17 protein-coding genes are annotated in these 12,036 nt (G+C 59.6%); 10 read left to right on the forward strand and 7 right to left on the reverse strand.

Going from position 1 to position 12,036, the window contains the following annotated elements:
• Positions 1-856 precede the first annotated feature (856 nt).
• Positions 857-1,234, forward strand: a complete 378-nt coding sequence (locus F6X40_RS09250; protein ID WP_187627520.1) for a hypothetical protein — start codon at positions 857-859, stop codon at positions 1,232-1,234.
• A 110-nt stretch (positions 1,235-1,344) separates the two neighbouring features.
• On the opposite strand, the gene F6X40_RS09255 is transcribed toward F6X40_RS09250, so the two are convergent.
• Both F6X40_RS09255 and F6X40_RS09260 read right to left on the reverse strand, forming a co-directional pair.
• Positions 1,345-1,959: a MarC family protein gene (locus tag F6X40_RS09255; RefSeq protein ID WP_187627521.1), complete on the reverse strand. Its 615-nt coding sequence runs from the start codon at positions 1,957-1,959 to the stop codon at positions 1,345-1,347.
• Between the two features lie 15 nt (positions 1,960-1,974).
• A complete protein-coding gene (locus F6X40_RS09260) occupies positions 1,975-2,271 on the reverse strand; it encodes a hypothetical protein (protein ID WP_187627522.1) in 297 nt (98 codons plus the stop codon).
• Between F6X40_RS09260 and F6X40_RS09265 the strand changes: the two genes are divergently transcribed.
• The 3 genes from F6X40_RS09265 (at position 2,270) to F6X40_RS09275 (ending at position 4,169) form a co-directional block, all read left to right on the forward strand.
• Positions 2,270-2,938, forward strand: a complete 669-nt coding sequence (locus F6X40_RS09265) for a hypothetical protein (RefSeq protein ID WP_187627523.1) — start codon at positions 2,270-2,272, stop codon at positions 2,936-2,938. The two genes, F6X40_RS09260 and F6X40_RS09265, sit on opposite strands and share 2 nt — an antisense overlap.
• A 64-nt stretch (positions 2,939-3,002) precedes the next feature.
• Positions 3,003-3,473, forward strand: coding sequence for a hypothetical protein (locus F6X40_RS09270; RefSeq protein ID WP_187627524.1), 471 nt, complete (start codon positions 3,003-3,005; stop codon positions 3,471-3,473).
• A gap of 273 nt (positions 3,474-3,746) precedes the next feature.
• Positions 3,747-4,169, forward strand: coding sequence for a hypothetical protein (locus F6X40_RS09275; RefSeq protein WP_187627525.1), 423 nt, complete (start codon positions 3,747-3,749; stop codon positions 4,167-4,169).
• A 28-nt stretch (positions 4,170-4,197) separates the two neighbouring features.
• On the opposite strand, the gene F6X40_RS09280 is transcribed toward F6X40_RS09275, so the two are convergent.
• Together F6X40_RS09280 and F6X40_RS09285 are read right to left on the reverse strand one after the other, a co-directional pair.
• The gene (locus F6X40_RS09280; RefSeq protein WP_187627526.1) at positions 4,198-4,647 is read right to left on the reverse strand and encodes a hypothetical protein; all 450 of its coding nucleotides are present in this window, start codon (positions 4,645-4,647) and stop codon (positions 4,198-4,200) included.
• Between the two features lie 168 nt (positions 4,648-4,815).
• Positions 4,816-5,262: a hypothetical protein gene (locus tag F6X40_RS09285; RefSeq protein ID WP_187627527.1), complete on the reverse strand. Its 447-nt coding sequence runs from the start codon at positions 5,260-5,262 to the stop codon at positions 4,816-4,818.
• Between the two features lie 106 nt (positions 5,263-5,368).
• Here F6X40_RS09285 and F6X40_RS43195 point away from each other — a divergent pair, with 106 nt between their 5' ends.
• Positions 5,369-6,142: an Eco29kI family restriction endonuclease gene (locus F6X40_RS43195; protein ID WP_187627528.1), complete on the forward strand. Its 774-nt coding sequence runs from the start codon at positions 5,369-5,371 to the stop codon at positions 6,140-6,142.
• A gap of 159 nt (positions 6,143-6,301) precedes the next feature.
• Here the strand turns inward: F6X40_RS43195 and F6X40_RS09295 are convergent, their stop codons facing one another.
• Positions 6,302-7,447, reverse strand: coding sequence for a DUF4236 domain-containing protein (locus tag F6X40_RS09295; protein WP_187627529.1), 1,146 nt, complete (start codon positions 7,445-7,447; stop codon positions 6,302-6,304).
• A 352-nt stretch (positions 7,448-7,799) separates the two neighbouring features.
• Here F6X40_RS09295 and F6X40_RS09300 point away from each other — a divergent pair, with 352 nt between their 5' ends.
• Positions 7,800-8,084, forward strand: coding sequence for a hypothetical protein (locus F6X40_RS09300; RefSeq protein ID WP_187627530.1), 285 nt, complete (start codon positions 7,800-7,802; stop codon positions 8,082-8,084).
• Positions 8,085-8,197: 113 nt separating this feature from the next.
• Positions 8,198-8,479 carry a hypothetical protein gene (locus tag F6X40_RS09305; RefSeq protein ID WP_187627531.1) on the forward strand — a complete coding sequence of 94 codons (282 nt, stop codon included), beginning with the start codon at positions 8,198-8,200 and terminating at the stop codon, positions 8,477-8,479.
• A 115-nt stretch (positions 8,480-8,594) separates the two neighbouring features.
• On the opposite strand, the gene F6X40_RS43465 is transcribed toward F6X40_RS09305, so the two are convergent.
• Both F6X40_RS43465 and F6X40_RS09315 read right to left on the reverse strand, forming a co-directional pair.
• On the reverse strand, positions 8,595-8,930 hold the full coding sequence (locus tag F6X40_RS43465; RefSeq protein WP_222946033.1) for a hypothetical protein: 336 nt from the start codon (positions 8,928-8,930) through the stop codon (positions 8,595-8,597).
• Positions 8,931-9,303: 373 nt separating this feature from the next.
• Positions 9,304-9,645 carry a hypothetical protein gene (locus tag F6X40_RS09315; RefSeq protein WP_187627533.1) on the reverse strand — a complete coding sequence of 114 codons (342 nt, stop codon included), beginning with the start codon at positions 9,643-9,645 and terminating at the stop codon, positions 9,304-9,306.
• Between the two features lie 378 nt (positions 9,646-10,023).
• On the opposite strand from F6X40_RS09315, the gene F6X40_RS09320 reads away from it, so the two are divergent.
• The 3 genes from F6X40_RS09320 (at position 10,024) to F6X40_RS09330 (ending at position 12,009) form a co-directional block, all read left to right on the forward strand.
• Positions 10,024-10,599, forward strand: coding sequence for a hypothetical protein (locus F6X40_RS09320; protein ID WP_187627534.1), 576 nt, complete (start codon positions 10,024-10,026; stop codon positions 10,597-10,599).
• Positions 10,600-10,663: 64 nt separating this feature from the next.
• Positions 10,664-11,404, forward strand: coding sequence for a metallophosphoesterase (locus F6X40_RS09325; protein WP_187627535.1), 741 nt, complete (start codon positions 10,664-10,666; stop codon positions 11,402-11,404).
• A 68-nt stretch (positions 11,405-11,472) separates the two neighbouring features.
• Positions 11,473-12,009, forward strand: coding sequence for a hypothetical protein (locus tag F6X40_RS09330; RefSeq protein WP_187627536.1), 537 nt, complete (start codon positions 11,473-11,475; stop codon positions 12,007-12,009).
• Positions 12,010-12,036 lie beyond the last annotated feature (27 nt).

Raw genomic sequence — 12,036 nt, forward strand, 5'->3', positions numbered from 1 at the left:
TACGAGAAAACCTGCTTCGGTGCGGAGCAACCAGCGGTCGCGGGCGCGGTCGCGCTCGCGCCCGGCCCTCGCAGCCCCGGGTACCGCTGGATGAAGGTGTAAGTGGTCGGGGCCGCGCCAACGGAGCCAGTGACGACGAGAAGTACTGCTGCGGCAAGGAGGGATTTTTTAAGCATGATGACTACGGGTAAGTGCAAGGACCCTGTATAGCTACTTGCGATTTTCGTTGCTCGCCAGCGCACACTTGAACTTGAGTACCGGAGCCTCCCGCGCGTGCGAGAAGCTCTCACCCTACCGTCGAGTGCGCAACAGTTCTGGCTTTTCACCACTCCCGGCTTTACAATTGCCCGGTCGAGCCGACTGGCATCGTTGGCAGCCGTCGCCATAGCGCTTACTTGCGCTTTTAGCTGAATTGTTTTCGTTTAGAATTGACGACGCGGCCTCCAGGGCTGCGGCGTGTGTGTTGAGGGCGGCCCGTTCGTGCGCCCATTTTTTTTGTCCTTTTTTCGCCCGGTTTCTCAATATCATGCAAACCGTTCATCCGTTTCAACCCGCTCTCAGGACACATGCGGACGGCTCGGTGTGTCGCGAAGGCACCCGGCGCCTGCCGCTCGGGTTCATCTCATGTTGCCCCGAGTTTGAGAGGCGCACGGCAGCCTGCGTCTATGACGCGCGCTACGAGTGGAGCGAGAAATCAGCCGAGTGGCACATTGCAGTGCCGGAACTCGCCGGTGGCGGCGGTATCGGAATCAGGCATTGCCCGCACTGTGGTACAAAGCTGAGCGCCGCCGGCTGCTAACGGCCTGGCGGAGGCCTCAGAGTGGCTATACTTCTCGTATCCACACGAGGCCACAAAATGAAATTCGATATTCTTGAAAACAAAAATCTGCGGCTGATTCTGGAGCCGGAGGACAAGGAAGAGGTCGCGGACCTGCTCGAAAAGTGCACGCACCGCGACCACGGCTTCCTCGCCGACCTCCTCGACTATGCCGGCTGGTCGCAAAACAGCGTGCTGTACCCCACCTGCGCTGAGCAGGTCGGCGGACTGACCGAAGCGCCCATGATTACCGACGAACTTGAGATGGACGACGACGGCACGGTCGTCTCTATCGGCCGTCTGTGGTACTTCGGCGATTATGCCGTCATCAGCTTTGCCGAAGAGCTGCTCGAAAAGGGTGAAACGACCTTCACCTATTACGTGCCGCAAGAAGGCGACGTTCCGATGGCAAAGTAAGAGCCGCACGATTCATTAATTACAAAGACCACCCATTCCAGGGTGGTCTTTTTCTTGTCCATTGGTAGCTTGTAGCGTGGCGGCAGGGCTTGGAGCGCTTCGCCTGCTGGTTAAGCCCCGAGCGCGGGGAACATGCTTTTTAGGCCGGTGCCGAGCATCTCAACGGCCATCGCCGCGAGCAGAAAACCGCCGACCTTCTCAATCAGGTCGAGCGCGGTAGCGTTGACTACCTTGCCGGCGCGAGCCGCCGCGCCGAACGTGAACCACGTTGCCAAACCGACGATGACCGGCGGTATCAGCAGCGCAGGGATGTCCTCGATGCCTGACCAGTGATTGTTGCCGATAGTGAAGCTGATGGCGGCCGGGCCGACCATCAAAGGGACGGCCAGTGGCACAACCGTAGGAGCCACTTCTCGCGGGCTGTGTCCTTGCTTCACGGCCTCTTCCTTACCAAGCACCATCGCGACCGCAAGAATGAGCACAAGCACGCCGCCGGCGACCTGCATGTTTCCAATCGATATGCCAAAAATCTGGAGGATTGTGCCGCCTGCGACGGCGGTGACAAGCAGGGCGACTGCGACGGCCACGCCAACGGCACGGGCGAAGGCTTCCTTTTGCGCGGGTAAGCGGCCGTTAACGGCGCCCAGGAAAACGGGAACCATTGAAAAAGGGTCGACTAACGCGAGAAGCGTCACGAGTTTCTTGAAAATTTGAAGTAGATGCACGTCTTGCGCGCCTCACTACGCGCGTCTGTTAGCTTTGTAAAGGCGGGCATTGTACTGTTCACGCAGCCGCTTGACAAGGTTTTTGAAAAGCTGTGCTGCCTGCTCCGGGGTCGAGTTGCCTTTGCCTATACAGGTCAAGGACATCTCCATCCGCGCGTCCGTAGGGGCTTGCGCCCTAATGCCAAAGTCGGAGAGCAGTAAAGCCATCCACTCGAATCCTCGCGCCTTCAAAGCGCTGGCGAGCCGAGCCGGTAACCGGACATCCTGCTTTTTTGAATAGTGGCTCGCCGAGCCTTGATAGGAAAACATCATGACGATTCGTATCCCCACGCTTAAAGCCCAGGCAAACATCCTCAGCGACGCGCTGAAGACGGAGTTGGGCGCACCAGATGCACAACGCACAAAAGTGTTGGACGTAGTTGCGCAGATGAATGGCATTCACACCTGGCGGCATGCAGTAGCCCTCGGGAAGGCCGAAGACGAAGGGATTCCGCCGGAGACGTATCTGCCTTTACCTGCTTGGGTCTTCGAGCTCGCCGCAGTGCAATGCGGTTGGTTTGACGAGCTTTCAGTGAAAGACCGCGTTGAGATTTACTCGGCGATTGCTAATGCAGGGTTCAGCCCGTTGCAGAGGGGACAGGCGCTGACAGAGTTTCGCCGGCGCATTGGGCCGAACGGCGTTCAGGCGTTCATCCCGGAAATGTACGACGAGGACCCGCACTACCCTGAGTCGCGCCATGCGTTCTGCTCAACCACTTTCGGAGTGGTCGACGATAATAACTGGGACGTCGATGTACAGTTTGGCGCTTCGTGGAAGGTCGCGTTGGCAAAAGGTCTTGCGGAAGCAGAAAAGCAACGCGTGTCTTGCCTCGATTTTCCCGACACCTGGGAACACGACCTAAGCTGGCGCCTGAGAGAAAGAGGCATCGATTGGGAAACGCAGGATTGGCGCGCTGAAATGGCGAAGCTGAAGAAATGAGTGGCCGACAGGCTTGACAAAAACACCCCGGGGGTCCCCCGGGGCATGAAACAGTGAGGAAATTGTGAACGCACGCGAACAGTTGGAACAAGCCGCAGCGTGGCTTGGCAATCAGAACGAGGACCTGTCGTTTGGCATCAAATCGCCTCAGGACGGGCTGAAGCTCTATGCCTACTGGAACGCGCACCCGGAGCTGCCGGAATTTTGCGACGAGGGCGCCGACGAGGAGAATGTCGATGTCGCGGAACACCGCTTCATGGCGCTGGGCTACGACCCGCTGGGCGTTAGTGAGGGGCCAGCTTCGAAAGAAGCCCACGCCACGGTGCGCGCGAAAGCACTGCTGGACGAACTCCATCCGATGGTCGAAGCACGTGTGAGTTCGCTTCTGAAATCCTGCCCACTCCAAGGGACGGATGACGACGTCGGATTGTGTGTCAAAGCGCTTGTGCACGTTGCGTTGGTGGAGGTAGGCAGTCACGTGCAGCCGCTGAGCAACGAAGGGCGCGCCATCGTGAAGGACCTGAAGCAGAAGTAGTCGAAGTTTATTCATCACAAACCCACCGGTGCACCCGGTGGGTTTGTCTTTGCGCAAACGGCCGCGTTCCGCCTGTCCGAGCTGTTTCAGCAAGGCGGTTCGCTGGGAAGCAAACGCGCTGCTCGAACTCAATAGGCGTCTCGGTTCTGGCAAGCTTCGCCGCAACAACGGGCGGCGGGCCGGTTGCGGTTGTAAAGGGTTGCGGTACAATTCCGGACTCGCGCCCGCCAGATTTTTCTTTGCAGCGAAGCGCAGCGCGCGACGAAAAACCCCTTGAAAGCGGAAATCAGCCGAATGTGCGCGACGAAAGACGAATTGATGGAAAAACTGATGCGGCTGTCAGACGCGGAAATCTTCGCATTGGCGGCAAAGGCGGGCATCACCGAAGGCGAGCTTGATGGCGGGCTGAAGGGCTCGTGTTCCGCTTGCCCGTTCAACGACGGACGAACGGAGCAGGCGACGCAAGGGCAGAACTATGGGTGTCTGCCGACCGCCGGCCGCCTCATCAGGCTGAAAAAACGCACGGGGCTGAACTGGGCGTGCCATGACGACGAGTCGAAGGTGTGTGCGGGGCTTTGCCACGCGGCTAAAGAGCATTCCTTAAATCTTGCGGAAGGCGGCCTCATCAAGTATTCGACCTGGTATCACCAGGGCGAAAAGGCCGCTCTAGCCGAGGCAGCGGCCCAGCGGCGTTAATGGGATGCACAGGACTCGGCAGCCTGACTCAGCACGAGGGCATCAACGTACCCGCTTCGCGCGCTTCCAAAGCGCGCGCTCTCCACAGCGCCGCCCAAACTTGGGCCTTGCCCCAGGCAGTCGCATAGGTGTCGCCATGAAACCATGTCGATACCGTATCAGACCAGTCATAGAGCATCCCAGTCGGAAACCGTAGGTCCGATTTGAAAACCGGCCGGTCACATCGCACGAGAAACCCCAACGTGCCGCTCTCGGCTCGGTCGAGGATGCCTCTTAGCACGTCGTCGAGGAGAACGGCCTGCTTCAATTCTGGAAAGCGCACGCTCATCTCCGCTGCAATTTCGGCCGGCGCCGATGCTATGGCCCGCTCGACTTCTGGCGCGACGCAGTCATCGAGCACCATCGCATCGAGGTCCAGGAGCACGGCAACTCGAAAGCACTGAACGTTTTGTTCGTGGCGGACAGTTTGGTAATCCATCAGGCTCCTCGGCGTTTCATTGTAAGAAGGCGGGCCTGTACCTTTGGTGGTAGAGGCAATCGACCGGATTGTACATCTCAGGGCGCGTTGCGCGGACAACTGCGGGGTTGCGTCCAGCGTCGGCGCGCCAGCCCTAGGCGCTCTCATCCGGCCTACCGGACTCGCCCCTTAGTGCCAGGTAAGCGCCTTGACGTTCGGGTGCCCGACGCTCTTTGTCTTGGTCTTCGCCGCCCACGCTTGCGCCTTGCCCCAAGCGGTCTGGTAAGTATCGCCGTGAAACCAGGCGGAGGTCGTCTCCGTCCAGTCGTAAAGCAGGCCGCGCGCGTCTTTCGGGTTCGGTTGCGATACCGGTTGCTCGCATCTCAGAAGAAAGCCCATCCCGGAGCGCTCTGACATGTTTAGGAACGTCTCGACCACAAAATCGAAAGTCTCCCCTCGCTTGAATGCGGGGAAACGCTCGCTCATCTCACGGGCGATTTCCGCAGGGGCGCTTTCGAGCGCCAGAACGACCGCAGGCGCAATTGTCTGGTCGAGCACCATCGCGTCCAGGTCGAGAATGACCGAGACGCGAAAGCGATGAATGCGTTGCTGATTCCGAACGCTGTCGTAGTCCACTAGGCCTCCCGGCCGATTTGTAAAACTGTTTGAAGTCCGCGCGTCGAATCCAGCATGAGCGCGATTGTACCGTGTAGTGTCCACGAGAAAGGGCTGTCGGTGCGAGGTGAGCCACGACTCTCCCGAAACGCTCGATTTTTTCCCGAAAAGGATAAACAGGCCGCCTACACGACGCTTTAGCCATAAAGCCCGCGCCGTGTCTGAAACGCTTCGTTCTTCCGTTTTTGTCTGCGATGTCTTTGAGCCGCACGCCGCCGACGCGTACGAGCTCTTTCTTGCGTGCCCGCTCACGCCGTTGGATAGTGTTCCCAGCGGACTTGGTCCGGGCATCTACGCGGTCTACGCGCGCGACGACAAGCATCCGCTGTATCACCCCTGGGTCTGCGAGTTTTCAGATATTCCCTTGTATTGCGGCAAAAGCATGGACTCTTTGACGAAACGACTAACGGAGCACGCGGGAAGCTTCAATCTCGCTCATTTGCACGCTTCTTCGTTCGCATGTCGCTACCTTGTGCTGAACAAAGCCGTATGGGCACCATCGCTCGAAGAATGGCTTATCGACAGGTACGACCCGTTGTGGAACAACTATATCAAGGGATTGGGCAATCACGTTCAAGGCAAGGAGCGACAGGGAACGGCGGCGTCGGGCTGGGACACTCTGCACCCGGGCCGCCTGAAATCGCGGGGCGAGGAAGAAAAGCTGCCGGGTCTCCTCAAAAAGGTGGCAGACGTTGCGAACGGGATTCGGTCACGACGAGGGTTAGCGTACCCGGTTCGCGCTCGGGGCTTCGTCCATCTCGAGCGGAACTCACCGGCAATGTCGGCGGATGCCGCATTCAAGCGCACACCCGCAGCTACGCAGAAGGAGCTGTTCGCCTGAAGCGCGCGAGGGGCGCACGGTGCGTCTGTGGACCCCTCGCACAGGGGCGACTACTTGCGGCCGAGGCAGCGCCAAGCCTCTGCCTCCAGCGGGGACAGCACGACCGCCGCTTTCAGCCACCGCCTTTCAGCGGACCCCGGAGCGCTATCGCACATCACGCTACGCGCTGGCAGTGCGCGTGCCAGACGTTGTCGTTGTGCGAGCAATCTTGCCTAGCAGTCGCACGGTCTCGATGAAGGAATGTCCCGCGCCGACGCGGGACAGCTGGAATACCTCATTTATGCCCGAGCGGCTCTGCATCCGGAGTTCCTCGTACTGGGCAATCGGAATCCTGCGGTTGTTGTTAAACCGGCGGTCGGGCGTGCCGTTTTTGTTCACGAAGCGCCAGGTATGTCCAACAATCTGGGCGTCTGAGGGAACCGGACTCGACTCGATGAAACGGGTCGAGTTTGTTTCCAACTCGAGGGACTCGTACCCGATGGCCGCTACCGCGCTCCGCCCGATGACGAAGACCCGGTCGGGACAGAAATAAAAGGTGTTCGCCCCAGCCTTGATGAAAGGCACCTCCACGTTGCACTTGATACGGCCTAACGGGCCGATACCGGTGCCCACGGTTTTCCGGTTGACGATGCTTCCCGCGCCGGCATGATACCTGCCGTCGAGGACGCGGCCCTGAGCCGTCAGGTGCCACCGCCCTTGGCATCGGTTGATGTCTTCGAAGGCCTCGAGGACTGCTGTGTAGACGTGTTCCACCTCTCCGCTGAGGTCATAAAACAGCACAGTGCTTCGGCGAGCAACATCCCAGAGATAGAGCCATACCGTGCCAACCGCAACAGCGACGGCAGCAGCAAGCATCGCGGCAATAACGAGCGGTCCTTGTTCTGCGCTGTTGGTCATCATCCAGCAGAGCGCGGCAATTATGAGGAGAGGCCACGGCCAGACCGGGAGCATCGCGTTCTTGCGGCGGATTTCTTCCAGCAGGTCGTCGGCAGAAGAGTCGGAAAGCTGCTCGATGGCCGCCGATTCGATGACGGCCATCGGCGCGACCGTTGCGCTGCCGCTGGGGACAAACCGGCGCTGCTCAGGGGAGTCTGTATCCGACGCGGCCGGGCGCGCGCGGGGCGCAGCGGCAGAGGGAAGTGAGGCCCTGTACCTAAAGCCGCCTGCAGACAGCGACACGTAGTTGCCGCGCGGCCCCGTTCCCACCCGGAAGCCCGGGACGCCGACGGAAACACCGACGCCCGAACCGGACAGGTTGAATCGAAAGGGTCCTGCTTTGATGCTCTTCCTGTACGACAATCCCATGTTATTCCCCGGTTGTTATTGCAATTTTCGTAAAGTTCTCATCGTCCGTTAGATTACCTCCCAAACCTTGATTCGGGCAAGACTAACAACTGCGGTCACGCAGTCGCGTAACTCATGCTGGGCAGCAGCTCGTTCTGTCAGGGCCCGGAGTACGGTCACACTCAAAGCCCGCGTAAAGCCGCGAGCCAAGATTTTTCGCGTGTCTGACACATTGCCCGTGTAAAATGAAAAGCCCATGTTGACTTTGCAAAATGAGGCTTTTCAGGCCACAGAGACGGGCAAGCATCCCATCAGGCGGCTCCGAAAAATATTTTGCTATACGTCCGTAGGACAACCCCTGTAGGAGAGAGATGTGAGCATCAATACCCCCGCTCTGCGCGCGACAGAAGTCAAGCAGCACCCACTGCAGCACTGCTTTCACAACCTGGCGGAGTACTCGCCGGACAAGGCGCTCGGTGCTTTGACGGAAGCTGTTCACGCGGAAAAGCGCGGCATGAATGCGTATGACTGGGTTCAGGAAGCTCTCCCTGGCGCTGAATTGAAGCCTGCATTTGCGTTCGGCACGGTCGGAGAGCTTTACCGCAACTACAGCCGTGGCCAGGAGTACAACCGCTTCAAGCAAACGCTTCGTTCGTAATTTAGAAGCCCGCGCACTCGTCCCGCTCGTGCCACAAAGCTGTTGGTAACCGGGGCTGGTTCCCTAGGCTCGCCCGTTAACTCATTTTTTCAGTTAAGACTACAAAGGACAACATGCAGAAGAGTGATGCAGCTGTTAAGCCCCATGAAGCCGGCGACAGGGTTTTCGTAGTATCCGAACAACGGCTCGCCACGGTTCTGGACGTCTATGGTGACGGTATCAATGGCGACCATGGTGATATCCGTTTGGACTTGACAGGTAATACTTCGCTTGACAACATCGAGCGGTATGACGCCAGCAAGCACGCCACTTTCGACCACACATTCGTTCCAATCAGAGCGGAATGGAAGGAGTTCTACGGCATTACAAAGGACGTACCTCTGCGCGAGGAGTAACTTGGATTCGCGGCATTACCTGATTTGATAGAGCGCCCATCTGGGCGCTTTTTCGTCGTTGGCCGGACAGAGTGGCGCGGGTAAACTCATGTCAACGAGCGGGTTCGTTGAGACGTTATGGAGCGGTGAGACATTGGGTCTCATCCTTATCAGGGAAATGCGTCATGAAGAAATTGCTTGCAGTAGCAGTCGCATCGATGTTCTCGATGGGCGTTGCGTTCGCCCAGTCCTCGGCGCCCACAACGGCGTCAGCACCGGCGACTGCTGCGGCCGCCGCGCCGGCGTCGTCCACGTGCGCGAGCCAGGCTGTCAGCAAAGCTGGGAAGCCGTTGACCGGTGCGGCGAAAACGTCGTTCATGAAAAAGTGCGAGGCCGGCGGGAAGTCGATGACAGCGACGACAGCGAAGTCCGTGACGCCCCCGACAGCGTGCGAAACGAAAGCCGTCAGCAAGGACGGGAAGCCGCTCGCCGGCGCAGCGAAGGCGTCATTCGTGAAGAAGTGCGAGGCAACCGCCGGCAAGTAAGTGCGCGGTTGCGAAACCGCAAAAGGCCGGGCATTCCCGGCCTTTTCTGCACCCGTGCGGGGTAGCGTTGCGCGCTTGCCCCGACGAAGTAAATGGAGCACGACGGAAAGACCGGATGAGGAGTCCGGAGTTGCGCCAGCCAGCGCTACGGTCCGTCGTGATGCGTATTGTCGCTGGTGCTTTCTGCGCCGTCACCTGCGATTCTAAGAAAAGGCTTTTGCAGACTCTGTAAGAAAAGGCCGCATCTCAGGTCTGAGGATGCGGCTCTTCTCAATCATGCTAAAGCTTCGGTCACAGACACTATTCCGCCTGCGCGTCCTCTAGCTCCGACATTGGCGTCGGCACGAGGTTGTCGGGGTTGTTGAAGTTGCACGCGGTGCAACGCCCACGGTCCTGCTCGCGGTTGTAGCGCCATTTGTCGTCGTCGCCTTTCGCGCATTCGTAGCCGCGCGTCGTGCTCTCTTCGACGATAGTGACGAGCTTGCCATTCAGCGTAGGGTACGTCTGCCCAACCTCAAAAGGCAGCGACGGTACGCGCGGCGGAGCGTCCAGGCTGTCGGGGAACCACACGCCGCCTTTGAGGCGCTCATTCGCATCAGCTATCCGCTTAACAATAACGGGACTCAATGTTTCGCAAATCATCTTGCTATCCTTTGCCGACTGGCGGCGGTTGTCCTCAAATCGTGTCTAGATACGCAGCGTTGAGGACGGTTTGGACAGGGGTTCCGCGCTGCTTGCTAATTTTGTGGCGGCTCACTGGCCACGTGCATCCACACGACCTTCCCCGCTGCCGCGCTTTTACCTCCACCGGAGCCGCCCGTCGGAGGCACCGGTGCGTCCGGTGAATCCGCCAGAGCGAACGAGTCGCTGCGAGCCAGCGGCCACCATTTCTCGAGTGAGGTCTCCTGGAAATATAAGCAAATGAGGCGACAAGGGGTGGACAACGCGAAACGGACGGACGCTGTTGGCCAAGTGCCTACATGACATGTAGCGCACACCTTTAACCACCCACGCCTGCTCATGTCTTTCAACACAACTGTTTTTGCGCGCGACGACCTGGCCGTCGTTGCTGACCAGAATGGCAACCTTCGCGTGGTCCGCACAGAGGACCAGCACGCCACGGCTCTTGTCGTCGTGCTGCCGGTCGCGCCGAGCGGGCGGTTCCTGCTTACCAAACAGCTGCGCGTGGGCTACGCCGGCGAAGTGCTCGGGTGGGGGCTGCTATCGGTTCGCCGGTGCGTCGGTGCGCCACCTGATGCCGCCGCTGGAGACGCCGTCGGGAAGGCACTCGGCATAAGTCGCGATGCGTTCTCGCTGACCCGCCTGGCGATGCTGAGCCTCGACGACACGACGCTGCTCTTTCCCGCGACGTTCTATGCGGCTGAACTTCGGCAGGAAAAGGCCGGCCCATCGGTACGAGCCTTTACAAACAGTGAAATTTGCTCGCTTGCCGCGACCGCCGGGTGTGTCGACGCGGGCCTGACTCTCTGCGCGACCTCGCTCTACGCTGAGCGGCGGCGCGCTGAGCGGCGCAAGCAATTGTGGAGTGCGGCCGTTGGGTTGCACGAGGAAAAAATCGGTGACGAGGCAGGTTGATTGTCGCGACCGTTTTTTGTTAAGAGCTGCGCTGCAATAGCGCAAACCCGGAGCTTTACAAAACATGCGCATTCAGCTGCTTTCTGACCTGCACCTCGAGCACGCAGACTACGACCCTACGTTAGCGGACGTCGACGTGGTCGTGCTCGCGGGCGACATCCACACGAAGGGTCGCGCCATTGATTGGGCGCGGCGGCACTTCAGCGGGCCAGTCGTCTACGTTCTGGGTAATCACGATAACTGGGGCGGCAACCTGACGTACACCTCCGACAAGCTGAAAAAGCTTGCCGAGGGTTCGAACGTTCATGTACTCGAGCAGGACGAGCTGGTGCTCGACGGTGTTCGTTTCCTCGGCGCGACCCTCTGGACAGATTTCTCGGCCGCGAAACATCCGCCCTCGGCGATGATTGCGGCGCGCGAGAAGATGAACGACTACCGCAAGATTCGCGAGGGCGCGGCGTACCGCCGTCTGCATCCGTCGAATGTGCGGCTGAAGAGCCTTGAGACTCAGATGTTCTTTCGCCGCAAGCTCGAGCAGCCGTTCGATGGAAAGACGGTGATTGTCACGCATCACGCACCGTCGGTGCTGTCCGCAGGAGAGTACGAGGAAGCGGAGACATCCCTCGGAGCTTCGTACTTCAACTGTCTCGAGCCAATGGTAGAGCAGGTGGACCTCTGGGTTCACGGACACATCCATGAATCCGCTGATTACTCCGTGGGCAGGGGCCGGGTAGTCTGCAACCCCCGGGGCTACCCAGGTGAGTTCAACGAAGGCTTCGACCCCTCGCTGGTTATCGAGCTGTAAAGCGCGAGACGGGCCGGGCGCCGACGACCGCCGGCCGCCGGCCGCACAATGAGAAGAGGAAACGAGATTTGGAAACAACCGCAAACGATACGCAAGCGGCACGGTCGGACGAAAATCCGGCACCGGCACCGTGCACCCTTATTGCGGCCAAGCTGAGCGATGACGAGCAAGTGGCGTTAAGCACTGGCTTCTTCGGTGTCCAGTCGCTCCTGGACATGCAAGCCACCGAAGCTGGCTGGCATAAGGAGGAATTTGAGCGTCTGAAAAGGAAGGCGACGAGGGACTGCCCTGAGCTGGCGGGTCAAATCTCCGCGTGTTCCTCGCTGGAAGCGCTCATCGAACTCAGCGAAAAGCACGAGGAACTCAACGCTAACCGATGCCGCAGGGCACTGGCGCGGCGCGGGCGTCTGCCGCTCGTTGATGGCGTGCAAGCGCTCGACGGTTCGCTGGCCTTGAACTGGTCGGCGGCCGGGATTGGCTTCGGGCAGCTCTACCTGAGCGTCGGCGCCGACGGCAAGTTGCACGCCGACACGGAAACGATGGGTGCTCAATTTGTCCGGGCGGTGCTCTTGAGGCTCGTCGACGAGATGGTTATCGACGGCTGACCAGGCAGGGCGGGGCGGCACGGCGTA

The sequence above is a fragment of the Paraburkholderia sp. UCT31 genome, assembly GCF_014397655.1.
Lineage (GTDB): Bacteria > Pseudomonadota > Gammaproteobacteria > Burkholderiales > Burkholderiaceae > Paraburkholderia > Paraburkholderia tuberum.

What these genes read in the sequence shown, in the direction of transcription:
- F6X40_RS09250 (WP_187627520.1), top strand. Translation starts at nt 857, where the DNA reads ATGAAATTCGATATTCTTGAAAACAAAAATCTGCGGCTGATTCTGGAG.
- F6X40_RS09265 (WP_187627523.1), top strand. Translation starts at nt 2,270, where the DNA reads ATGACGATTCGTATCCCCACGCTTAAAGCCCAGGCAAACATCCTCAGC.
- F6X40_RS09260 (WP_187627522.1), bottom strand. Translation starts at nt 2,271, where the DNA reads ATGATGTTTTCCTATCAAGGCTCGGCGAGCCACTATTCAAAAAAGCAG.
- F6X40_RS09280 (WP_187627526.1), bottom strand. Translation starts at nt 4,647, where the DNA reads ATGGATTACCAAACTGTCCGCCACGAACAAAACGTTCAGTGCTTTCGA.
- F6X40_RS09295 (WP_187627529.1), bottom strand. Translation starts at nt 7,447, where the DNA reads ATGGGATTGTCGTACAGGAAGAGCATCAAAGCAGGACCCTTTCGATTC.
- F6X40_RS09305 (WP_187627531.1), top strand. Translation starts at nt 8,198, where the DNA reads ATGCAGAAGAGTGATGCAGCTGTTAAGCCCCATGAAGCCGGCGACAGG.
- F6X40_RS09315 (WP_187627533.1), bottom strand. Translation starts at nt 9,645, where the DNA reads ATGATTTGCGAAACATTGAGTCCCGTTATTGTTAAGCGGATAGCTGAT.
- F6X40_RS09320 (WP_187627534.1), top strand. Translation starts at nt 10,024, where the DNA reads ATGTCTTTCAACACAACTGTTTTTGCGCGCGACGACCTGGCCGTCGTT.
- F6X40_RS09325 (WP_187627535.1), top strand. Translation starts at nt 10,664, where the DNA reads ATGCGCATTCAGCTGCTTTCTGACCTGCACCTCGAGCACGCAGACTAC.